Annotated in this window: 17 protein-coding genes and 1 pseudogene; 12 read left to right on the top strand and 6 right to left on the bottom strand. The window is 41.3% G+C overall.

The window, feature by feature from the left end; genetic code table 11:
- Window positions 1–13 precede the first annotated feature (13 nt).
- The 4 genes from pcaF to CYK47_RS11370 are packed head-to-tail and all read left to right on the top strand — an operon-like array spanning window position 14 to window position 4,209.
- Window positions 14–1,219: a 3-oxoadipyl-CoA thiolase gene (gene pcaF / locus CYK47_RS11385; RefSeq protein ID WP_122901862.1), complete on the top strand. Its 1,206-nt coding sequence runs from the start codon at window positions 14–16 to the stop codon at window positions 1,217–1,219.
- A 57-nt stretch (window positions 1,220–1,276) separates the two neighbouring features.
- Entirely contained in the window at window positions 1,277–2,569 is a 1,293-nt protein-coding gene (paaK, locus tag CYK47_RS11380) for a phenylacetate--CoA ligase PaaK (RefSeq protein WP_122901861.1), read from the top strand.
- A 55-nt stretch (window positions 2,570–2,624) separates the two neighbouring features.
- Window positions 2,625–3,569, top strand: a complete 945-nt coding sequence (gene paaX, locus CYK47_RS11375) for a phenylacetic acid degradation operon negative regulatory protein PaaX (protein ID WP_122901859.1) — start codon at window positions 2,625–2,627, stop codon at window positions 3,567–3,569.
- Window positions 3,570–3,597: 28 nt separating this feature from the next.
- Entirely contained in the window at window positions 3,598–4,209 is a 612-nt protein-coding gene (locus CYK47_RS11370) for a DapH/DapD/GlmU-related protein (protein ID WP_122901857.1), read from the top strand.
- Between the two features lie 215 nt (window positions 4,210–4,424).
- On the opposite strand, the gene yddG is transcribed toward CYK47_RS11370, so the two are convergent.
- Window positions 4,425–5,369: an aromatic amino acid DMT transporter YddG gene (gene yddG, locus CYK47_RS11365; protein ID WP_122901855.1), complete on the bottom strand. Its 945-nt coding sequence runs from the start codon at window positions 5,367–5,369 to the stop codon at window positions 4,425–4,427.
- A 721-nt stretch (window positions 5,370–6,090) separates the two neighbouring features.
- Here yddG and CYK47_RS11360 point away from each other — a divergent pair.
- The 5 genes and pseudogenes from CYK47_RS11360 to CYK47_RS11340 all read left to right on the top strand — a co-directional run bounded on the left by CYK47_RS11360 (window position 6,091) and on the right by CYK47_RS11340 (window position 14,922).
- A pseudogene (locus CYK47_RS11360) lies at window positions 6,091–6,588 on the top strand (NTP transferase domain-containing protein).
- A 600-nt stretch (window positions 6,589–7,188) separates the two neighbouring features.
- Window positions 7,189–11,454, top strand: a complete 4,266-nt coding sequence (locus CYK47_RS11355; protein ID WP_122901853.1) for an ESPR-type extended signal peptide-containing protein — start codon at window positions 7,189–7,191, stop codon at window positions 11,452–11,454.
- A 68-nt stretch (window positions 11,455–11,522) separates the two neighbouring features.
- Window positions 11,523–12,368 (top strand): OmpA family protein, encoded by an 846-nt coding sequence (locus CYK47_RS11350; protein WP_122901851.1) that lies wholly within the window; start codon window positions 11,523–11,525, stop codon window positions 12,366–12,368.
- 193 nt (window positions 12,369–12,561) lie between these two features.
- Window positions 12,562–13,476: a LysR family transcriptional regulator gene (locus CYK47_RS11345; RefSeq protein WP_122901849.1), complete on the top strand. Its 915-nt coding sequence runs from the start codon at window positions 12,562–12,564 to the stop codon at window positions 13,474–13,476.
- A 45-nt stretch (window positions 13,477–13,521) separates the two neighbouring features.
- On the top strand, window positions 13,522–14,922 hold the full coding sequence (locus tag CYK47_RS11340; protein ID WP_164709189.1) for an amidase: 1,401 nt from the start codon (window positions 13,522–13,524) through the stop codon (window positions 14,920–14,922).
- A gap of 156 nt (window positions 14,923–15,078) precedes the next feature.
- Here the strand turns inward: CYK47_RS11340 and CYK47_RS11335 are convergent, their stop codons facing one another.
- Window positions 15,079–15,975 (bottom strand): LysR substrate-binding domain-containing protein, encoded by an 897-nt coding sequence (locus CYK47_RS11335; RefSeq protein WP_122901845.1) that lies wholly within the window; start codon window positions 15,973–15,975, stop codon window positions 15,079–15,081.
- Between the two features lie 141 nt (window positions 15,976–16,116).
- Between CYK47_RS11335 and CYK47_RS11330 the strand changes: the two genes are divergently transcribed.
- On the top strand, window positions 16,117–17,538 hold the full coding sequence (locus CYK47_RS11330; RefSeq protein ID WP_122901843.1) for an aspartate ammonia-lyase: 1,422 nt from the start codon (window positions 16,117–16,119) through the stop codon (window positions 17,536–17,538).
- Here the strand turns inward: CYK47_RS11330 and CYK47_RS11325 are convergent, their stop codons facing one another.
- Window positions 17,539–18,093, bottom strand: a complete 555-nt coding sequence (locus tag CYK47_RS11325; protein WP_122901841.1) for a thermonuclease family protein — start codon at window positions 18,091–18,093, stop codon at window positions 17,539–17,541. It lies immediately after the preceding gene.
- A gap of 344 nt (window positions 18,094–18,437) precedes the next feature.
- On the opposite strand from CYK47_RS11325, the gene CYK47_RS11320 reads away from it, so the two are divergent.
- Window positions 18,438–20,060 (top strand): long-chain-fatty-acid--CoA ligase, encoded by a 1,623-nt coding sequence (locus CYK47_RS11320; RefSeq protein ID WP_122901839.1) that lies wholly within the window; start codon window positions 18,438–18,440, stop codon window positions 20,058–20,060.
- Between the two features lie 72 nt (window positions 20,061–20,132).
- On the opposite strand, the gene CYK47_RS11315 is transcribed toward CYK47_RS11320, so the two are convergent.
- From CYK47_RS11315 to CYK47_RS11305, 3 genes are all read right to left on the bottom strand, one after another.
- Window positions 20,133–21,056: a LysR family transcriptional regulator gene (locus tag CYK47_RS11315; protein WP_122901837.1), complete on the bottom strand. Its 924-nt coding sequence runs from the start codon at window positions 21,054–21,056 to the stop codon at window positions 20,133–20,135.
- A gap of 92 nt (window positions 21,057–21,148) precedes the next feature.
- Window positions 21,149–22,465 carry an MFS transporter gene (locus CYK47_RS11310; RefSeq protein ID WP_122901835.1) on the bottom strand — a complete coding sequence of 439 codons (1,317 nt, stop codon included), beginning with the start codon at window positions 22,463–22,465 and terminating at the stop codon, window positions 21,149–21,151.
- Window positions 22,466–22,543: 78 nt separating this feature from the next.
- Window positions 22,544–23,065: a M20/M25/M40 family metallo-hydrolase gene (locus CYK47_RS11305; protein WP_122901833.1), complete on the bottom strand. Its 522-nt coding sequence runs from the start codon at window positions 23,063–23,065 to the stop codon at window positions 22,544–22,546.
- Window positions 23,066–23,154: 89 nt separating this feature from the next.
- Between CYK47_RS11305 and CYK47_RS11300 the strand changes: the two genes are divergently transcribed.
- The coding region (locus CYK47_RS11300) for a transposase (RefSeq protein ID WP_016165541.1) at window positions 23,155–23,296 on the top strand (142 nt) is incomplete at its 3' end.

Raw genomic sequence — 23,296 nt, 5'->3', positions numbered from 1 at the left:
CAGGATGTAAAGTATGCAAGATGTATATGTATGTGACATGATTCGTACCCCAATTGGTCGTTATGCTGGCGGCTTAAGCAGCATTCGTACCGACGACTTGGCAGCGTTACCGATCCAATACTTAAAAAACAAGCATCCGCATCTACCTTGGCAACAACTCGATGAAGTGATTTTAGGTTGTGCCAACCAAGCAGGTGAGGATAATCGCAATGTGGCACGTATGGCAAGCTTATTGGCAGGTTTAGGTGAAGATGTCCCTGCCATTACCGTTAATCGCTTGTGTGCTTCAGGCTTAGATGCGGTGGGCTTAGGTGCGCGTGCTATTAAAGCTGGCGAAGCACAATTTATTTTAGCTGGTGGTGTAGAAAGCATGAGCCGTGCGCCATTTGTGCAATCGAAACCCACTGCTGCTTTTAGCCGTACCCCAGAAATTTTTGATACCACGATTGGCTGGCGTTTTATCAATCCAAAATTTAAACAGCAATTTGGCACCGACAGCATGCCAGAAACTGCTGAAAACGTGGCAGCAAAATACAACATTAGCCGCCAAGATCAGGATTTATTTGCTTATCGTAGTCAGCAAAAAGTGGCTAAGGCACAGCAAAACAATATTTTTGCTGAAGAAATTATGCCAGTTGAAATTATACAACGTAAGAAAACACTATTGGTTGAACACGATGAGCACCCGCGTGCTGACACGACACTTGATGATTTAGCTGCACTTAAAACCCCATTTAAAAAAGAAGGTGGCTCGGTGACTGCGGGTAATGCTTCTGGTGTTAATGACGGTGCTGCTTGCGTACTACTTGCCAATGCTGAATTTGCGCAAACTCATGGTTTAGCTAAAGTTGCACGCGTAGTGGCTATTGCCAGTGCAGGGGTCGAAGCCAAATATATGGGAATTGGTCCTGTGCCTGCGATTCAAAAAGTCTTAAAACAAACGGGCTTAAGCTTAGATCAAATGGATGTGATTGAGCTCAATGAGGCTTTTGCAGCACAAGCTTTAGCCGTAACGCGTGAACTCGGTCTGGCTGATGACGATGCACGGGTTAATCCAAATGGTGGTGCGATTGCACTGGGTCATCCACTGGGTATGAGTGGTACGCGTTTAGTGATTACCGCTGCCAAAGAACTTAAACGCCGTAATGGTCAATATGCGCTGTGCAGTATGTGTGTGGGCGTCGGTCAAGGTGTGGCTTTAATTTTAGAAAACGTGTAAACAAAAAATTGTAATAACAATAAGCGCTGTCAGGATGACGGCAACAAGGAGTACAGCATGAATATGAATGCGATCGAAGCGATTGAACGCGCGTCTATTGACGAACTACGCAGTCTACAACTACAACGTATGCAAAAAACCTTACAGCATGCTTATGATCATAGTACCGTCTATAAACAAAAATTTGATGCCGCAGGTGTGCATCCAAGTGATTTAAAAACCCTTGCAGATTTAGCCAAATTCCCGTTTACCACCAAACAAGATTTACGTGATAACTATCCATTTGGCATGTTTTGTGTACCTCAAGAACAGATTGTACGTGTGCATGCTTCATCGGGTACCACAGGTCAGCCGACAGTAGTGGGTTATACCCAAAATGATATTAATATCTGGTCGGATGTGGTGGCACGCTCGCTACGTGCAGCAGGTTTAAGCTCTAAAGACACCATTCAAGTCTCTTATGGTTATGGTTTATTTACTGGTGGCTTAGGTGCCCATTATGGCGTTGAGCGTTTAGGCGCGACCGTGATTCCGATGTCTGGCGGGCAAACCGACAAACAAGCACAACTCATTCATGACTTTAAACCGACTGCGCTAATGGTTACGCCATCGTATTGCTTAAACATTATTGAAGCCTTAGAGCGTAAATTTGGCAGTGCCAAAGATTGCTCGATCCGTACAGGTGTATTTGGTGCGGAGCCTTGGACCAATGAAATGCGTAAAGAAATTGAAGAGCGTCTTGGTATTAATGCACTGGATATTTATGGCTTATCTGAGGTGATGGGGCCGGGTGTGGCGATGGAATGTTTAGAAAGTAAAGATGGCCCAACCATTTGGGAAGACCATTTCTATCCAGAAATTATCAACCCTGAAACAGGTGAAGTCTTGCCAGATGGTGAATTAGGTGAGTTAGTTTTTACCACCATTACCAAAGAAGGCATGCCAGTGATTCGTTATCGTACTCGCGATTTAACCCGTTTGTTGCCAGGTACAGCGCGTCCAATGCGTCGTATGGATAAAATTGTGGGACGCAGTGATGACATGATGATTATCCGTGGGGTGAATGTATTCCCATCACAAATTGAAGAGCAAATTTTGCATATCCCGCAACTTGAAGCCAATTATCAAATTCAAATTTGTAAACAAGGTCATCTTGATACCTTGCACATTCGTACCGAAATGCGTCGTGATACCAATGAGGTGATGGCACATCAACTGGCACAGCAATTAAAGGCACAAATCAAGACGATGGTCGGTATTAGCATATCGGTTGAGGTTTTACCGGAAGGAAGTTTGCCACGTTCTGAGGGGAAAGCTCAACGTGTGATCGATATCCGAAAGTCGGCTTAAACAAATGGGGTGATTTATCGTAAGATAATTCACTCCAAGATATTCGAGATGCACAGTGACCAATAATAAATTAAAACAGGCGATTGATGATTTCATTGCTCATGAATCACTCAGCGGTACCTCACTGATTATGACGGTTTTTGGTGATAGCGTGTATCACCGTGGTGGGGTGATGAGCCTTGCCAGCTTAATTCAATTGATGGACGTCTTTGGTTTAAATGAACGTTCCATACGCACAGCAGTCTTTCGCTTGGTGCAAAACGGTTGGCTGATTTCTGAGAAAATTGGCCGAACCAGCTACTATCGTATCACTGAAAGCAGCCGCCAGCGCTTCGTGATGGCTGATCAAAAAATTTATAGTTTTGAACAGCGTGAATGGGATCAAAAATGGGATTTGGTCTTATTAAGCTCAGTTGAACTCGAAAATAAAGTACTGTTAAAACGCGAACTCGAATGGTTAGGTTTTGCCAATATTGCGACAAATGTCATGGCTTATCCGGGCTGTGATCATTTAAAACTACAAAATCTATTACTCAGCCTGAATATGACCGATCAAGTGGTGTTATTTAAGGCGGAAACCTTAGCTTTGTGGCAAGAATCGTATCCAACCGTCAAACGTATGGTAGCGATCAATTGGCCGATTGACAATCTACAACAGCGTTATCAAAAATTTATTCAGGATTTTCGTACCTTCTTTAGCTATTTTGAAGCAGAAGATGAGATTGATCCTGTACAAGCGTTTCAAGTACGGATCTTATTGATTCATCAATATCGTCGTATTTTGCTCAAAGATCCTCATTTACCTGAAGAATTATTACCCTTAGATTGGCTAGCATTAACTGCGCGCAATTTAAGTAGCAATATTTATCAGACTGTGTATGCCGCAGCAGATGAGTTTTTCTTAGAACATGCGCGTACCGCAGACGGTAATATGCCGCCTGTACATCCACAATTTTACAAACGTTTTGGTGGTCTCAAGCAAGAGCTGATTGCTGACTAAAACCTTGCCACTTTAAAGGAGTAAAGTGATGCCATGTTATGCGATTGACGGGGTGATTCCTGTAGTCAGCCCAAAGGCTTATGTTCATCCAACTGCGGTTTTAATTGGTGATGTGATCATTGAGGAAGGCGTATATATTGGCCCTAATGCCTGTTTGCGTGCCGATTTTGGGCGTATTCATATTCAAAAAAATGCCAATGTACAAGACAATTGTGTGATTCATGGTTTTCCCAATAGTGTGACGCAAGTGGCTGAATATGGTCATATTGGTCATGGTGCCATTTTACATGGTTGCCAAATTGGTAAAAATGTCTTGGTGGGCATGAATAGCGTGATTTTAGATGAGGCCTCAATTGCTGAAAACTGTATTATTGGTGCTAATAGTACAGTTAAAGCCAAAGCAGACATTCCAGCCAATCACTTGGTGGTTGGGAGTCCTGCGCGGGTGATTCGTGAACTGGATGCCAAAGAAATTGCGTGGAAATCTAAAGGTACACAAGAATATATCCGTTTAGCTGAGCGTTGTTTAACGACGTTACAACAAGTTCAGCCTTTGACAGAAGATCATCCACAGCGTTTAAGCTATACAGTATTTAATTCTGATCATCAAATTAAAGCCGAATTAAAAAAATCATCTTAAACATATTGATAAAAAGGCAGCATAAGCTGCCTTTTTTATATGCAAGACAAGACTACACATTGCATAAAAGGTTGGTTAGTAAAATGTCAGGCTCATCCGGCCTAGCAATTTTATGAGAAGATTAATCAACTCAATCAAGCCACTGAGCCTTTTCAAGCCTTACTCAAGCTTAAAGTAGATGTATTCGTTAACCTCCGTACACCTAAACAGACTGCTTAAATGTGGTCTTTTTGGGGTGTTATATCGCTTTTGAACAATTTAGGTGCAATCGCTGACCAATTACTGGTCAGCCAACATAGGATTGAACCTAAAGTGACAAGGCATGCTCCTTGCCAAAAAGTAACGCTCAGGCTTTGCCCCAAAATCAGCATCGCAATAAAGGCAGCAATGACTGGGCTAAAATAAGAGCTCGCGACCAGTGTCGCCACATTGCCGTGCAACATGCCAACATTCCAGGCACCATAACCTAAGCCTAAACTTAATGCAGCGGCAATCAGATAGAATACGTTACTGCCTGACCATGAAATGGTGCTCAAATCATAACCTATAAGCAATAACTTAATCCAAAGTGCCAAACTGACTAAACAAAAGAAAAATGCAATTGGATTTTCTTGCGTGCCGTAGCGCCGTGTAAAAGCACAGTAAATTGACCACAGCAAGGCACCAATAAAGGCTAAACCATAACTCAATGGATTACTCATTGCATTGGCAAATATCTGATCGAAGCTAAGGCCTTCACCACCAAGCTGAATGTAGACTAATCCTGAAATTGAAATACTCATGCCCACTAAGAGCATCCAATGAAATTTGAGCTGTTTAAAAGCGACCAAAGCCAGCATGGTTAAACTCGGCCATAAATAATTCACCACACTCACTTCAATCGCTTGTTGGGCAGTTTGTGCATAACCAATCGCAAAGGAATAGCACATTTCATACACCACAAATAAGGTGCTGCCAACGAGCAAATAAGTTTTAGACATGCGTTTAAAATTAGGTAAACCAAAAATAGCCAACAATAACAGCGTGCTTAAACTATAAATTAAAGTAATTCCCAATTCTGCCCCAAGACGTTCAGTGACTTGGCGAATTAAGCCGAGCATCGCTGCCCACATTAAAATGGCGCTGATCCCGCACCAAGTCGCAAAACGTTGAGATAACATGAAAAAATCTCGCGCAAAAATAAGCAATAAAAAAGACCATCTTATTGAGATGGCCCGATTATGAGGATTTTAGGCGCAATTTTTTCAGCCGTCTATGCGAGTTTATAGATGGAAATAATCGGCTTAATTGGATTTATACTTGCGACATGGAGTGGGTCAGATCAAAATCAAGTCGCTATACAATGATTATAGTGAATGGATAGACTTAAAAAAGCCCAACATTAAGTTAGGCTTTTTCATATTGAGGCTGTATGAGATATAACGCTAGTCAGCGAGATGAGATCTGAGAACTTATCATTGTTGTTTTATGTTCTAGAACCATCTGTTCCTTATGTATTTAGATTAAAAAAAATAATTTTATCCGTACAGAGGACATTATCTCACAATTATGTACGTTATAGCTTACATCATCATGAAGTGATCAAGTTTAATTAACTACTTTAATTTTGAATTAACCAATTGAAATCAAAAACTTTTATTTATTAAAAATAGAGAGCTTATTTAGGAAGGATGTTGAATAAGATTATGAAGTGAGCCTCAAGAGACTATTTATTTTGAGTAAGTCCTGCTGTAGCCCAGCTGATCATAACAACAAAAAATTAACCAGAGCACAACACCTTCTCGTTGCTATTTAACTCATTAAAGGCGAAGGCGAAAGTTTGCCTTAAATTTGAGCGCTTAAGCTGCAATTTATTGTGGCTGGTCATATCGAGAAAACACGATGAATATCCAAAATCTAAATCATCCCCCAACTGATATGGTCATTTTAGCTGGTGGTCAGGCGCGGCGGATGAACGATATCAATAAATTGCTACAAAACTTCGATGATCAAATCCAACTGATTAAATTGCATCAATGCTTTAAATCACAGGGCAAACAGGTATGGATTAATAGTCACCGCAATCACTCGATTTCCCAAATGCTGGTGCTACATGCCAAAGTTGCTTACGTCGAAATAAATGGTGTGGCGATTTATCCATTTTGTTGAATGCATCGCGATAGTTTATCTATATTACAATACCATCTGAGCTCGACACAGCCGAGTTTAAAAACGTGATTTCAAGCGTTACATGCCCAAGCTGCCAACTTCCAAAATCAAAGCCTATTTTTGTACAGTATTAATTCGCTCGATGAGCTACACAGTAGCGTCAATTGCAGTATTTGCCAATATCTACTCTTATCTTTTACTCAAGCTACCTTGATTGACTTATTAGGTTGAGCAACAGGCTAGAGCACGCGCATCTGGCCTTATGTAATACAGTAGCTCGAGTTTTATCCATTGTCATAGCAAGGTGATTGCAACAGATTAAAATAGTTACAGAGCTAATTACACTTAAAAAAAGTAAATTTAATGTGATTAGTGTTTTTAAATCTCTAATATTTGATCTTTTTTATAAGAATATAAAACATTAGTAAAATTTACATAAACATCACATAAAATATGATTTGGGGCGAATTTTAACAAAAAATCGGTATTTTCTATCTAAAATCAGCATCTTTCATTTACAAAAAAACACAATTTAATAGAGTGAATTTTAAAAAGAGGATATTTATTAAGCGATTTTTAATGCAAAATACTGGCGTTGATTACTTTTAATATTAAATTAATCTTAACAAATATCTATAAACAATTATATTTGCATAGGTATAGGCTACTTTTTTTTACAAAAATGAGACTTTATTTAGTTTTTTTAACAAAAAAATATAATTAATAAGTATAAGTTTATGAAATAGTGACACAATTAACATTTACTTGTAGAATTTACCCCAAAATGGTTACAGACCATTTACATTAAAAAACAAGGTAACAGGGGTTTACATGAATAAAGTATTTAAGACTGTTTGGAATGCATCTCTAGGGGTATGGGTTGCAGTATCAGAAACAGCAGCGGGTCAAAAGAAAGGTTCAAATAAACTCAAGAAAGCAGCGGCAAATGCAGTTGCAACAGTGGTTGTAGGTGCTGCTGCTGTAGCAAGTACAGGCGCAATCGCTTATACCAATGGTTATGGTGCTGTTAGTGGAGCAGGTTCTATAGCAATTGGTTCTTCATCTGGTAACTCAGATGCGCAGGCAAAACAGCAAGGTGCTGTAGCAATTGGTGAGGGTGCACAAGCATTAGACATTGATGCTGTTTCTATTGGCAAAGAATCACGGGCTTTAATTAGTGGTAATATTGCGATTGGGGCTAGTGCGCAGGCAGTTGAGGAATCGACAATAGCAATTGGTTCATCAGCTTATGCTTCAAAGAAACAATCTATAGCGATTGGTGAAAGTGCTAATTCTAATGGGGAATCTAGTACAAGTTTAGGTTTTTCTGCTCAAGCAGAAGGTGATAATGCAACAACAATTGGTGCATCTAGCCAAGCTGGAAAAAATTCTACAGCAATTGGCGCATCTGCTAAAGCAACTGGTGAGGGCAGTATTGCAATCGGTCAAAATGTAACAGCCGCTAAGAATCAAACTATTGGTATTAATGGTAGTGCATTGGCAGAAAAAAGTATTGCCATAGGTTCTGGAAGCAAAGTTGAAAGCACGGGCTCAGGTTCTGTAAGTATAGGCTTTGCCAATACTGTACGAGGTGAAAATACATTTGTACTAGGATCTAGAGTAAGTACTGTAAATACTTTAGTTAATAGCGTCATTTTAGGTAATCAATCTACCTTAGCCAATGTATATACTCAAGACGTAGTTTCTAAAGTAGATTACCAATATCGAGACCCTGCAGGCAATTTAGTTAAAGAAGAAAGTATTGATCCTAGCATTGTCTTCCAAGGTATGCACACAACAAATTCTGCCGGTGCAGTAAGTGTGGGTGCTAAAGGAGCAGAACGTCAAATTCAACACGTAGGTGCGGGCCGTATTACAGCATTAAGTACAGATGCAGTGAATGGTTCACAGCTTTACTATGTATTGTCTGAAGCAAAACAAGCACAAGCCGATGCTGCTAAACCAATTAACTTTGTTACTGTAGATCAAGATGGTAAGCCAGTTATTGGAGACGTGTATGTATTTGATGCTGATGGTAAAGTTCAACTTGATGCAGCTGGAAATCCTGTTACACAAAAAGGTCCTTTATCAGCTCAAGTTCAGTTAGGCGATACATTTAATATTCAAGGCGCAAAAGTTACTATTGGTGAAGATGGCAATCCTGTTCTTACAGTAGATGCAGCAGCAGCTTCAGCTTGGAAACTTGCAACAGGTGGTGATGTTGCCAATGCCTCTACCATTGGTGGTGAAACCAATGTTGTTGACTTTGTAGGTGGCAAAAATGCCGAAGTTAGCCAAACTGTATTGACAGATGCGACTGGCAAGCCAATTGGTACACAACTTACTGTTGAAGTGGCTGATCAAATTGAGTTAACTGAAAACGGTGGCTTAACGATTGCTGGTGTACCTCAAGGAAATGGTCCAATCACCATCAACCAAGGTAATGTAAACTTTGGCGGTAATGTAATCTCAGGTGTAGCACCGGGTGTTGCAGGTACAGATGCGGTAAACGTCGACCAATTAAAAGGTTCAGGTTGGGGTCTTGGGAATGCAACTGTATTAGATGTTGATGGTAATGTTGTTACCGATGCGAACAATCAACCTGTAACGACAGCAAAAATCAACCCAGATGATCAAGTTGAACACAAAGCAGGTCCTTCTAATAACGTCACAGTCAATACTACAGTACAAAAAGTTGAATTGACCGATGAAAATGGTCAAGTGGTTTTAGACGCAAATGGTCAACCTGTATTGGTAGACAAAGCGACAGTTACTGTTGATTTAGCTGATAAAATTGCTCTAACTGACAAAGGTGGTTTAACCATTGCTGCGACACCAGCTCAACCTGTAGTTGATCAAGATGGTAATCCTGTTACAGACGCAGATGGTAATCCTGTTTATCAAGCAGGTAACGGCGCAATTACAATCCAACAAGGTAATGTAAGCTTTGGTGGTAACCAATTAAAAGATGTTGCAGCAGGTACAGAGCTTACTGATGGCGTTAACGTTAGCCAGTTAAAAGATGCTGTTGATACTTTAGGTGGTGGTGCAACTGTTAATCCAGACGGTACCATCAAAGCGCCTAGCTACACTGTAGGTACTGGTAACCAAGTTGTAACTACTGTTGGTGATGCGATTGACGTATTAAACCAAGGCTTTACTTTAACCTCTTCAAATGCAAGCGGTGCTGCGGATGAGCAAATCCAAGCAGGCGACACAATTGATATTACCGTAACTAAGGAAAACAATAACTTAGTTGCAAAACAAGATGGCAGTTCAATTGAATTTGCGCTTGCTGATAAAATCGCACTGACTGATAAAGGCGGTTTAACCATTGGTGCAGGTCAAGGTCAACAACCGATCGTGATTCAACAAGGTAACGTCAACCTTGGTGGCAACAAGCTAGAAAATATTGCGGCAGGTACGGCACCAACTGATGCTGTAAACGTAAGCCAATTACAATCTGCAGGTTGGAACGTTATCACTCAGGATAAAGATGCTGCTGGTAATGTAACGGGTACAACTGAAAATGCGGTAAACGGTGACAAAGCAGCGAACAACAGCTCTGTACAGTTTAATGGCGATGACAACATCTCTGTATCACAAACTTCAAAAGACGTAGTTGATGCTGATGGTAATGTTGTTGGTTCTGAAACTATTATTGCCGTTGAACTAGACAAAGACGTTGATTTATCAGCAGATGGTTCATTAACGATTGGTAATACATTGCTTAATGACGCAGGTTTAACACTGGCTGGTGCTACAGTAGGTGGCAAAAATTATAACCCAATTATCATTAACCAAGGTAATGTAAACTTTGGTGGTAATGTGCTAGGTGGCGTTGCTGCTGGTGTTGCAGATGACGATGCTGTTAACGTTTCGCAATTAAAAGACGAAATTGGTAAAGCAGTAGGTGATTCTGGTTGGACGCTAACTACTGGTGGTGTCGCTGCAGCTGAGGGTGAAAAAATCAAACCAAGTACAACCGTTGATTTCTCGGGCGATGATATCGGTAATATCCAAGTGAGCAACGAAGGCAGCAACGTTAAAGTTGAACTTAATCCAAACCTTAATTTAGGTGAAGATGGTTCAGTGACGATTGGTGACACACTACTCAATGGTAACGGTTTAACTGTAGGTGATACTGTAGTTGACGCTAATGGTTTAACTGTAGGCGATATTACCATTCAAGAAGGTAATGTGAACTTTGCTGGTAACCAGATTAATAATGTAGGTACAGCAACTCAAGATGATCAAGCGGTCAACTTAGGTCAGTTAAAAGATGAACTGGGTGGCTTAGAAAATACCATCAACAAAAACATCGATGAATCTATTGCAAACTCTGGTTGGAATTTAACTGGTACAGATGCAGCGGGTAACACAGTATCTGAAAAAGTAAATCCAAATGACACTGTTGAATTTGTAGCAGGTCCATCAGGTAACACGACTGTAACCACTGAAACTACACCAAATGGCGCGAAAGTAACGGTTGATATCAATGATCAACTTAACTTAACTGGTGATGCAGGTAGCTTAACCATTGGTGCAGGTAAAGGTAACGACGCAATTACGATTCAACAAGGTAATGTCAGCGTTGGTGGTAACCAAATCCATAACCTTGCAGCAGGTACTGCAGGTACTGATGCTGTCAATGTAGATCAGTTAAAAGGCACAATCAATATCTTTGGTGGTGGTGCAGCTGTGAACCCAGATGGTTCAATTCAAGCACCAACATATAATGTGAATGGTGGTTCTTATAACAATGTAGGCGAGGCATTGGGCGCTCTAAATCAAGCAGATATTGATTTAGGTGACCGTGTAACCAACCTTCAACAATCGTTCAATAACCGTATTGATGACGTTGAAGACCGTATGAGTGCAGGTATTGCAGCAGCAATGGCTTTAGAAACAGCACCTTACGTACCAGGTAAATACACATATGCAGCAGCAACAGCTTACCACAATGGTCAAGCAGCATTGGGTGTAACTTTACGTAAAACAGCAGATAACGGTCGCTGGTCGTTAACTGGTGGTGTTGCAGCGGGTACAGAAGGCGATCCAAGCGTACGTCTTGGTGTAAGCGGAATCATTGATTAATCCCTTTGGGATTAATCAACTTCCCCAAACGACATTGCATACAGTTTACAAAATTAAGAGAAATCATCATGAATCTATTAAAAAAGAGTGCATTACTTGTTGGCCTAATGACTGCTTTTGGTGTAGCAAACGCTGAAGTAAGTTCTGATGTACATGTTTACCCTGGTTATACAGCAAATAACACTGCAGAAGCAGTCGATTTTCCTGAAATTAAAGAAAGTTACTTAGACCAAGTACACCGTTATGAAGCTGTCGAAGCTTTGCAAATGAGCAATGGTTTAACTAAAGATCAAATTCGTCATATCTTTGGTCATCCAAACTTCTCAGAAGGCTTATTTAACGTACGTACATGGAACTATGTACTTGCTCTACGTCAACCGGGCACGCAAGACTACAAAATCTGTCAATTACGTGTAGATTTTGATAAGCAAGATGGCGATTACATTGCGAAGAGCCATTATTGGAAAGGCGCAGGCTGTGCTGCACTTGATACAGTAAAAACTCAAACCATCGTGAACAATGTACCAGTTGTGGTTGAGAAAACTGTATTGCCTGAACCAAAACAACACGTAAATGTGGTGTTTAACTTTGACCGTTCAGACGCAGGCAATATTGTGGGTGGTGTAGATGACGTACGTGTACTTGCGAAGCAAATCTTAGCAGATCAACCTGCTGTGGTTTATGTGGCAGGTTATGCTGACCGTTTTGGTAACGTTGCATATAACAAACGCCTATCTGAAAAACGCGCGATTACTGTGACTCAATTGTTACAAGAATACGGTGTTGATGGTGCGAAAATTAAACTTGGTGGTTTAGGTTCAACTGAACAATTTAAACGTTGTGAAGGCGCTCAAAAGAGCCCAGAATTGTTAAAATGCTTAGAAGAAAACCGTCGCGTAGAAGTGAAATGGTAAGTTAAGCCAACTTTAAAAGAACCCCTTGAGCATTAATTTTTGTGCTCACCTTGAAGGTTCCCCTCGGGGAGCCTTTTTTTTATGTTTGAGTATGCCGATCTATACAAGCGTGCGACCATTTGCTAATGGGACTTTATAAAGAATTAGCTTAGCCTTAATAGGCTTTTTTTTTAAATTCAAATGGATAAGGCTTATGGAATTACGCCATCTTAAATACTTTGTCACTGTGGCTGAAGAACAAAGTTTTACCAAGGCGGCAGAAAAGTTGTTTATTGCTCAACCGCCATTGAGTCGGCAAATTCAGAATTTAGAAAATGAGTTTGGGGTATTGCTATTTGAACGGGGTAGTCGCCCGCTGCAACTGACTGAAGCTGGAGAATTCTTTTACCAGCATGCGGTAAAATTATTGGCGAATGCCGAAGAAATTAAATCCATGACCAAACGTGTGGGTATGGTGGAACGTACTGTGCGTATAGGTTTTGTTGGCTCTTTGTTGTATGGCTTATTATCACGTATTGTATATCTATATCGTCAAAGGTACCCACAGCTTAAAATTGAGTTGATTGAAATGACTACTACCCATCAGATTCCTGCCTTAAAAGAAGGTCGGATTGATGTCGGTTTTGGACGCTTACGGGTATCTGATCCTGCGATTCGTCGGGTATTGCTGCGTAAAGAACGCTTAATGCTTGCAGTTCATGCTAGCCATTTTTTAGCGCAGCAAAAACAAGGGGTGTATTTGGCTGACTTAGTCGATGAAGTGATGTTCTTATATCCTGCGCAGCCTAAACCTAATTTTTCTAGCCAAATTATCAACTTATTTTCCGAATATAGTTTAGAACCTAAAAAATTCCGTGAAGTGCGTGAGATTCAATTGGCACTGGGTTTGGTGGCTGCAGGTGAAGGGGTGTGTATTGTGCCAGAAAGTGCGCGCACGTTACAGCTTACCCATTTACACTATATTCCCATCTTAGATGAAAATGCGGTCAGCCCCATCTTTATGGCTACACGTTGTATGGATGAAAGCGAGGATATTAAAGCTTTATTTGATTGTATCTATCAAGTATATGATTTAGAAGCAATTAATTACGATCGTTCTGCCTTTTAAAAAATGTAAAAGGTCTATATTTTTCTACCTAAAAGGCGGTATGCTGTGATAAAAAATAAACTACCGTCTTTTATGAAGCACTATTCTGATTTATCTGCCTTAGATTTAGGCCAAGCCATTCGAACAGGCCAAAGCACTGCTGTTGAACTGAGCCAATATTTTTTACAGCGTATTCAAGAGCATACTGAACTTAATTGTATTAGCCAAGTTTTAAGCGAGCGTGCTTTGCACTATGCGGCGCATTTGGATCAATTGGCTGCTCAGGGGGTGTATTTAAGTTCGCTACATGGGGTGCCCATTATTGTCAAAGACAGTTTTGCCGTGGCAGGGGAAATTACTTGGGCAGGCACGCGCTATCTGAATCAACTTGAACAACAAGACGCGGCGATTATTTGCCAGTTGGAAGCATTAGGCTTAGTCGTTATTGCACGCGCCAAAATGACCGAGTTGGCTTTTGGTTTATCTGGACAAAATCCAATGCAAGGCACGCCATGCAATCCGTATTATCCCTTGAGTGATGAGGTCCAACGAGCGCCAGGTGGCTCTTCTTCTGGCTGTGCTGTTGCCCTTGCTGCGGGACTAGCACCGTTGGCGATAGGTGGCGACACGGGAGGCTCAGTGCGTGTGCCTGCCGCGCTCAATGGGATTTTAGGCTTTAAACCTAGTCATGAGCGACTGCGAGGGCAAGGCAACGTACCTCTAGCCCCTTCCTTAGACAGTGTGGGTTTAATGGCAAAATCGACTGCAGATTTACATGAACTGTATCGTTTAATGCAACCAAAATCGCCTGTCCTAGCCGCAACAACACAGCAGACGACCTTATTTTATTTGCAGGAACAGCATTTTCCTGAGCCGTTACAGCCTGAAGTACATGCAGTTTGGCAACATCACTTACAGCAACTACATGCACAGGGTTATGCCTTAGTCCCATGGCAGCCGCCTGCCAATTTGAATTTTCAGCAGCTCTCGGAATGGTGCTCTGACATCATTGCTTATGAAGGTTATCAACAGCATGGACATTGGGCTGAAGATGAGAATACCCCAATGTGGACAGTAGTACGTCGGCGTATTCAACGTGGTGCCCATATTTCAACAGCACATTATCAACAGGTCATTGCGCAACGTGAGGCGATTTATACCGAGTTTGCAGCTTCACTTCCGCAACATGCTTGCCTATTGCTGCCGATCGTGCCCAGTTTGGCGCCAGTCTTAAATGCCGAAGATACGAGCTGTCAAGCCATCGGCCCCTATTCACGACCATTTAATTATTTAGATGTTCCTGCGTGTAGCTTTCCAATAGGCTATGCTGCCCAGCAGCAACCCATTGCAGCACAACTGGTTATGCTCAAAGGTCAAGAGCCGCTGTTATTAGATACGCTGCATCAGCTGATGAGCCAACTTAAGCTACACGGTTGTTATATACAGCACAAAAAAATCCCAACCTGAGGGAAGGTTGGGAGAAAAAAGTATTTGGTCGGTAGGCCAGCAAAGTTTGAGCACTATGCTGGCTACCTGGTATAGAACAAATATAACTAAGTCACTAAAATAAGTAAAAACGATAAAATTTATAAAATAAATCTAAAAATACGATCTTATTATCTATTAATGGCGGCTGGGTATATGCAAATGTTGCCAAAGTTGTTCGATAGATTCACGTTGGGTTAAATTTAATTTTAAAAGAAAAATTTGCTGTGCTTGATAACTTAAAGCAGCATCACAGATTTGTAGCAAGCCTTGTTGTAATTCAGCTTCGATAGTCAGACGCGGCAGCCAAGCAATCCCCCGACCCTGTAATACTAAGTCTTTAATATTATTAGCATTGTCTGTTTCATACAGCAGCTGGGCTTGTAAGCTATGTTGGCTTAAAATTTGACTTACCAAGTGGTGTAAATAAGCTTTGGGACTATAACTAATCAGTGGAAAGTGAGCATGAATATTAAATTTGGGTTGAGCTTGTGAATTGAGCAAGCACACGGGCACAATATCGGTGCTACCCAGTTGAATCGACTGTAATATACCTTGACTAATGCCTTGTAGCAGCTTGTCATCGGCATAACACAGCATAAAATCACACAGGCCTTGTTTAAGCAATTGAATGCCTTCAAAGACATTGGTGGCTTGCATCTCTATTTTAAAATGACTGATATTATTTGGAAAAAACTGTAAAAAATGCGAAAAGAATTGTGAGGTCAGCGAGTGTGCGACCGAAAATCGGATATTTAAATTATTTTCTTTTTGCATATTATGCAGTAACGCCATGGTTTCACTGAGTTGCTTAGCGATGGTTTTAGCACTGTTCACCAACACTAAACCAGCCTCGGTAAAATGAAGTTGCTTAGCATCGCGTTCTAAAATAACAAAGCCGAGTTGCTGTTCGAGTTGCTGAATGCGGCGGCTAAAGGCAGGTTGGCTAACACAGCGTAAACTGGCCGCACGCGACAAAGAACCTGTTTGTTCTATGGCAATTAAATCTTCAATCCAACGAATTTCTAGGCTCATAGTTGATCCATATCACTGTCATTTTATTGTTTTTGCATCATTATAATCAGTATGCAAAAAATGCATATAACAAGCAAGAAATGCATTGGCACGCGCTTTGTATTTGGCATTAGCATGAGTTTAATCTCTTTTTAGATGTATATGGCTATGACACAAGTAAGTGCTCGATTAGAAACAGATTTGCTCGGCAGTAAAACGGTGGATAATCAATATTATTATGGTATTCAAACCTTACGCGCAGTCGAAAATTTTGATTTAACTCAAAATAAATTAAATCAATATCCTTATTTTATTCAATCTCTTGCAATGGTGAAGATGGCAGCAGCCGAAGCCAATTACCAATTGAAGTTATTAGCTGAAGACAAATACCAAGCGATTGTGTATGCCTGTCAACAATTACTGGAGGGGAAATTTTTAGAGCAATTTCCACTCGATATGTTACAAGGCGGGGCGGGTACATCAACCAACATGAATGCCAATGAGGTGATTTGTAATATTGCTCTTGAATATATGGGGCATCAGAAAGGTCAATATCAATATTTGCATCCTAATAATGATGTCAATATGTCACAATCGACCAATGATGTGTATCCGACCGCGATTCGTTTGGCTGCGTTGCACGCGCTTCAGGATTATCGGGTACAGCTCAGTAATTTAATTGAGGGCTTAAATGCCAAAGCTTTGACTTTACATGATGTGCTAAAAATGGGGCGCACTCAATTACAAGATGCGGTGCCTATGACATTAGGGCAAGAATTTCATGCTTTTGCTGCAATTTTACAGCAAGATTTAAAACTGTTAGATGGTCTACCTGCGATTTTACTACAGGTGAATTTAGGCGGAACCGCCATTGGTACAGGTATTAATGCACCTGCGCATTATCAAGAATTGGCAATTGCTGCATTAAGCCGCATTAGCCAAAACAGCATTCAAAGTTCGACAGATTTAATTGCTGCAACTTCAGATATGGGTGATTTTGTGCTGCTGTCAGGTTATTTAAAACGGACTGCCACCAAGCTATCTAAAATTGCCAATGATTTACGTTTACTTAGCAGTGGGCCACGCGCGGGTCTAAATGAAATTTATTTAGAACCACGCCAACCGGGTAGCTCGATCATGCCGGGAAAGGTCAACCCCGTTATTCCTGAAGCGATGAATATGGCTGCATTTCAAGTGATAGCCAATGATCTAACGATTACTTTAGCAGCGGATGCAGGGCAATTTCAGCTCAATGCCATGGAACCTTTGATTGCATTTAAACTATTTGAGTCTTTAGATCTTTTAAGCCGTGCGATGCAGATGTTCAATCAATTGTGCATTCAAGGCATCGAGGCCAACGTAGCACAATGCCGCTATAATGTGGAACATTCAATTGGGATTATCACTGCGCTGAATCCATATTTGGGTTATGAAACCACGACTCGTTTGGCGCAACAGGCACATCGCACTGGAAAAAGTGTCTTGGCTTTGGTACGCGAAGAAGGTTTACTCTCCGAAGAAGTGCTCAATCATGCTTTATCGGCAGAACATATGTTACAACCACCTTTGGAGCTGGCGATTTAATTAGTTAGTTTTACGATAAATACTTGGATTGACAGGGCGTGCGGCTTGCCAAAGCCCACGCTTTTTTGCTTTGGCCGTGGCTTGTAAACTGAGCAATTGCTTTTTTAATGCTTGATCACGAATATAGTCTTCATATACCCATGCTGCACCGCGTTTGACCAATTCGTGGTTAATATTTTTACCCCGACGATAGACCAAACCTACCTGACGGCCATAGCGATCATTGTCGGTAATTTCGACCCGAACCCATTTATTTAGAACCAGGCTGCGTACCAATTTGGCCGCTTCACTGCCATAGGCTTGTTTAGATTCGGGTGCATCAATATAAGCAAAGCGCATTTTACTTTGTGAACGACGCAAATTTAGACGCTGGCAGGTGATCGTATCGCCATCACTAACGGCAATGACTTTGCACCAATAACGCTGTCCCTTTTTAAAAGGCACCAGTTTAACCGCCACATAGGCACGGATTCGCAAAAACAACCACACACAGATTAAACATAAAATAAAACCAAAAGCGGTTAACACTAGGGGTGGGAGATCAGCAAAAGACATAACAGCGGTCGCAATAACGGTAAAAAATACAGCACAACATAAACTGCTGAACAGAAAAATAGAATAAATTTCAATAAAAATTCAGCATGATGGAAACTTAGCCTAACAAAAAATGCTTAGTTTTAGTGCAAATAGACACATTTTGACATACTTTTAACTGTTATTTTTTTACCCAAAATTAATTTAAAAGTATATTAAAAACAATATTTTATATGGTTTTCAATTGATAGTCTTTTAAAAAAGTATTTGCTATGATTTTGAGCAAATACACGTTTTAATGCCTCAATTTTGGCAAAAAGCGACAATAATATGGATCAAGTGAGCAAACCCATAAGGACATGCCTATGTTAGGACGAATGATGTTTCAACCCTTGCTAATTAGTAGCATGATTGAACACGCTGAACGTTATCATGCAGATACTGCCGTGATTTCTAAAAATACTGATCACAGCATCACCCATACATGTTGGGGCGAGATCGCCCATAATGCAAAACGTTTTGCACAGGCGTTGGCAGCTTTAGGGATTACACACGGGCAACGTGTGGCGACCATTGCATGGAACAATCATCGTCATTTAGAAGCATGGTATGCCATTTCTGGCACAGGTTTAGTTTGCCACACCATTAACCCGCGCTTATTTCCCGAACAGGTCGAGTTTATTGTCAATGATGCCGAAGATCAGGTGTTGATTTTTGACAAAACATTTTTGCCTTTAGTGCAAGCTGTCCTCGACAAAATTCCTACAGTGCAGCATTTTATTTGCTTAGATGCTGAGGATCAAAGTATTGTTGATGCGCTACCGAATGTCTACTTTTATGATCAATTGATCAGTGCACAAGACGGTCAATTGCAATGGCCGCGCTTTGATGAAAATACCGCCAGCTCATTGTGTTATACCTCAGGTACCACAGGAAATCCAAAAGGCGTTCTATATAGCCATCGTTCGACCGTCTTACATAGCTATGCGATTAGCTTGCCAGATTCGATGAATCTGTCTGCGCGCGATGTGATTATGCCTGTAGTACCGATGTTCCATGTGAATGCTTGGGGCATCCCTTATGCTGCAGCGGCAATTGGCGCCAGTTTAGTCTTGCCGGGTCCACAGTTAGATGGGCAAAGTTTGGTGAATATGATTGATGATTGCCAAGTGACGTTAGCCTTGGGTGTACCAACCATTTGGCAAGGGTTAATTGCCGCAGCCACAGCAATGGGCAGCACACTGGCCAGTATGAACCGTAATGTGGTAGGTGGCTCAGCTTGTCCGCCAAGTATGATTCAAACCTTTAAAGAAAAATTTGCATGTGAAACCATTCATGCTTGGGGTATGACTGAAACCAGTCCATTGGGTTCATCTAATCAGCTTAAAGCCAAACACAGTTCACTTTCCGAACAACAACGTGCAGCCATCCGTTTGTCACAAGGTCGTCCACCATTTGGGGTGAGTTTACGGCTATGTAAAGATGAGCAAGGTACACAAGCGGTCGCGCATGATGGTCACAGCGTTGGGAATTTACAAATTCAAGGCCATTGGATTATTGATCAATATTATGGCAAAACGCAATCGGCATTAACCGCAGATGGTTGGTTTGATACGGGCGATATTGCGAGCCTTGATCAAGACGGTTATATGCAGATTAGTGACCGTGCCAAAGACTTGATTAAATCAGGAGGAGAATGGATTTCCTCAGTGGAACTGGAAAATATTGCCATGGGTCATCCTGAAATTAAAATGGCCGCAGCCATTGCTGCTATTCATCCTAAATGGGATGAACGTCCAGTGCTGATTGCCATTAAGACTGAAAATAGCAACTTAACTGAGACAGATGTGCTGGCGTATTATCAAGACAAGATTGCCAAATGGCAAATTCCTGATCGCGTGATTTTTGTTGAGAGTATTCCTTTAAGCGGTACTGGAAAAATGCTGAAAAAAGAATTACGTGCCTTGTATGACAATGTATTACTCTAAGCGGCCAAGTTGAAATAGTTGATTCCATCAAGGGGTTTTAAAGCCCCTTGTTGATTGGTGTGTTAAGCAGATTTAATGACTTGCAAAAGTGACGCGCAGCTCTTGGACAAAATATTGCTCAATTAAAGACAATTCACGCTCTTTATGCCATTGTAAATAAATCGGTGCGATCCCGACATCTGGAAAAGGTGGTAATTGTTTAAATGCGTGTGGCTGCGGACTAGCGGCCACAATATGTTTAGGCAATAAGCCAAAGCCAAAACCATTTTTAATAAAGCGCATCACTTCATCTAAATTATTGGTGGTCACAAGAAGCTTATTTTGCTGCAAAATCTTGTCACGAATATCATGTAAGTGCGAGTTAATATCATCGAGCTGATCTTGATGAAAAGAAATAAAACCGTGATTACAAATCTGTTCGAGGTGCTCAATGTCTTGCCTATATAAGGCATGCCCTTGGCCACAAAACAGCGCATAATGTTGGCGAATTAACAGTTGATAATGCATTTTTGCAGAATGCTTAGGGCTTAAGGCTAAGCCTAGGGCTGGAACTTTTTGTAGCAATAGCTGTTGAATATCAGGACTTTTATGTACATCAACTTGAAAATCCACCAAGGGATATTTTTGGTGAAAATCATGCAACACGCGATCAAAGCGCGCCGATTGTACCCGACTCAGCACCAATAATCGAATGGTGCCCGATAAGGTGTTTTGTTGCTGTTTTAAACGTTGTTCAATTTCATTCAATTGGTTATAGATCATCAGACTGGCTTCAAAGACAATCTCGCCCACCGCGGTGAGCTGAAATTGACCTTTTTGGCGTAAGATTAAGCAGCTGCCAACTTGCTGTTCTAAGCGCTTGAGGCTTTGACTTAAGGCTGATTGTGTGACGCAGAGTTGAATAGCAGCTTTATTTAAACTGCCTGCTTGAACAATGACCCGAAAAATTCTCAGTAAGGCCCAATTACATTTATCTACCAAGACTTGTGCATGCATATGTGATCTTCATTTTAATTCTTATGGCTTAAAGCAAAAAACGCTCCAAAAAAATCCAGCCCGTGGGCTGGATGAGAATTAATATTCAAGATTTAAGTGATTTCGTCAAGCTTTTTACCTGAGGTTTCTGGCATGGTTAAGAAGGTGATTAAGGTCAGTGCCGCACCGACTAAGATAATAAAGTAATAATAATCTTGTTTGCCAATACTTTGTAGCCAAGTCAGCACATAAGGCGTGGTACCGCCTAATAAAGCATTCATAATGTTATATGGCGCACCAATCCCCACAGCACGAACTTGAGTTGGAAATTGCTCAGACAGCAGCGCAGGGCCAATCGCGGTATATAAACCATAGAGCAGCAAGCCAAATAATTCTGCCATTAAGATTGAGCTAAATGAGCCATCCATGCCTTTAATTACAGGATAAAAGAAAATAAGATAGCCTAATGCAAATACAATCAGTTGCGGACGACGCCCAAAACGATCCGACAGCATGCCAAATAAAGGCTGACACAGCATGAAAATCACCAAACCGATGGTATTGGCAGCAAACGCGACAGTAGGTGGTGTACCTAACACGTTAATGGCATACGTGGGTACATAAATTACAAACACATAAAACGAGAAGGTGGTCAGAATCGAAATACCCACCACGCGTAATAAAGATTTAGGATGATATTTAATTAAAAATTTCAGTGGATTTTTAACTTTAGACTCTTTATGTGCCATGGCGCTGTCAGGCACAGAGCGACGAATCCAAATCCCGACTAAGCCGCCAATAGCCCCTAAAATAAATGGAATACGCCAGCCATAGTCGTGCATTTGTGCATCGCTTAAGACGGAGGTGAGTAACCATGCCATACCAGAGGCCATTAAAATCCCAAACGCGGCACTTAAAAATAAAAAGCTGGAGAAAAAGCCACGGCGTTTAGGCGGTGCCATTTCTGATAAATAAGTAGCAGCGGAGGCAAATTCACCGCCTAAAGACATGCCTTGTAATAAACGCGCAATCACTAAAATAATCGGGGCCAAGACACCAATGCTTTCATAGGTGGGGGCTAGACCAATCATTAATGAACCTACGGCCATCATAATAATTGTTAAGCTTAACGAGGCCTTACGGCCAAAACGGTCAGAGAAAATGCCAATCACGATGCCGCCTAAGGGCCGCATAAAAAAGCCCACTGCAAAAATCGCAAAGGTGGCGAGCATGGCTGAGGTGGTACTGGTGGTGGCAAAGAATTGTTTGGAAAAAAATACGGCAAAGGTGGCATAAATGGTCCAGTCAAACCATTCCACCGCATTGCCAACACTCCCCGCTAAAATAATTTTACGTTGTGATACTGGGGGCGCTTGTCGTTGAGAAAGATCTGTATTTAAAGTTTCTGATGTCGATGAGGTAGTGTGCATATGCCGCTCCGATTTTACTTGTTATTGCGGTCTTTGGGGCAAGTGCCCAAGCGAGCACTTGTGCCTAGATGTTAGGGTTTAGCTGACGCGTGCTAAATGCTGTTGTTGGTCGGCTTTTAAAATACTGTTAAATAATACACAAGCGCCGTGTTCGGCTTGTTGTGGGGTGATATTTTCGGCTTCGTTATGGCTTAAGCCACCTTCACAGGGAATGAAAATCATAGCGGTTGGACAGTGTAGAGACATTAAATAGGCATCATGACCTGCGCCACTGGTGATATTTTGTTGCGTGAGGCCCAGCTCAATCGCGGAACTACGTACATTTTCGATGCTATGCGGATCAAATTGATAGGCAGGACTGAGCCATAATCGACTTACTTCAATACTTGCACCGCGTTGCTCGACTTGTTGTTGCATGATCTGTCGCGCTATGCTTTCAATCTCTAATAACACTTGATCATTAGGGTGACGAATATCAATACTCCAAGTGATATAAGGTGGAATGGTATTGCGTGAGGCATGTGGGACATTGAGTTCGCCAAAGCTAATTAAGGCTTCAGGGAACTGTTCTAAAATCATACGCTCTAAAGCACTCATCATATTAGCAGTGGCCAGCTGATCCTAGCCAAAATAATGGACAGCACGTCCCTCTAAAGATAACGTAACTTTAATCTTTGGAGATTCAAGAAATGGCTAAACGTTTTAGTCCTGAATTTAAACAGCAAGCGATTGATTATGCACTTTCAAACTCCCACGAACCTATAGCTGCAATCGCCCAGAAATTAGGTGTGGGTTATTCAACTTTAGACAAATGGATTCGTGAAGCCAATC

Source organism: Acinetobacter sp. B51(2017), from assembly GCF_003711395.1.
In the GTDB taxonomy this organism is placed as follows: Bacteria; Pseudomonadota; Gammaproteobacteria; order Pseudomonadales; family Moraxellaceae; genus Acinetobacter.
Note: the sequence above shows the minus strand (reverse complement) of the source record. Positions and strands in the feature narration are given on the sequence as shown.

Excerpts from the sequence above, each read along its gene's own strand:
- CYK47_RS11345 (WP_122901849.1), top strand. The coding sequence starts at position 12,562 with ATGGAATTACGCCATCTTAAATACTTTGTCACTGTGGCTGAAGAACAA.
- CYK47_RS11315 (WP_122901837.1), bottom strand. The coding sequence starts at position 21,056 with ATGCATGCACAAGTCTTGGTAGATAAATGTAATTGGGCCTTACTGAGA.
- pcaF (WP_122901862.1), top strand. The coding sequence starts at position 14 with ATGCAAGATGTATATGTATGTGACATGATTCGTACCCCAATTGGTCGT.
- CYK47_RS11370 (WP_122901857.1), top strand. The coding sequence starts at position 3,598 with ATGCCATGTTATGCGATTGACGGGGTGATTCCTGTAGTCAGCCCAAAG.
- CYK47_RS11330 (WP_122901843.1), top strand. The coding sequence starts at position 16,117 with ATGGCTATGACACAAGTAAGTGCTCGATTAGAAACAGATTTGCTCGGC.
- yddG (WP_122901855.1), bottom strand. The coding sequence starts at position 5,369 with ATGTTATCTCAACGTTTTGCGACTTGGTGCGGGATCAGCGCCATTTTA.
- CYK47_RS11355 (WP_122901853.1), top strand. The coding sequence starts at position 7,189 with ATGAATAAAGTATTTAAGACTGTTTGGAATGCATCTCTAGGGGTATGG.
- CYK47_RS11305 (WP_122901833.1), bottom strand. The coding sequence starts at position 23,065 with ATGATGAGTGCTTTAGAGCGTATGATTTTAGAACAGTTCCCTGAAGCC.
- CYK47_RS11320 (WP_122901839.1), top strand. The coding sequence starts at position 18,438 with ATGTTAGGACGAATGATGTTTCAACCCTTGCTAATTAGTAGCATGATT.
- paaK (WP_122901861.1), top strand. The coding sequence starts at position 1,277 with ATGAATATGAATGCGATCGAAGCGATTGAACGCGCGTCTATTGACGAA.
- CYK47_RS11325 (WP_122901841.1), bottom strand. The coding sequence starts at position 18,093 with ATGTCTTTTGCTGATCTCCCACCCCTAGTGTTAACCGCTTTTGGTTTT.
- CYK47_RS11335 (WP_122901845.1), bottom strand. The coding sequence starts at position 15,975 with ATGAGCCTAGAAATTCGTTGGATTGAAGATTTAATTGCCATAGAACAA.
- CYK47_RS11310 (WP_122901835.1), bottom strand. The coding sequence starts at position 22,465 with ATGCACACTACCTCATCGACATCAGAAACTTTAAATACAGATCTTTCT.
- CYK47_RS11350 (WP_122901851.1), top strand. The coding sequence starts at position 11,523 with ATGAATCTATTAAAAAAGAGTGCATTACTTGTTGGCCTAATGACTGCT.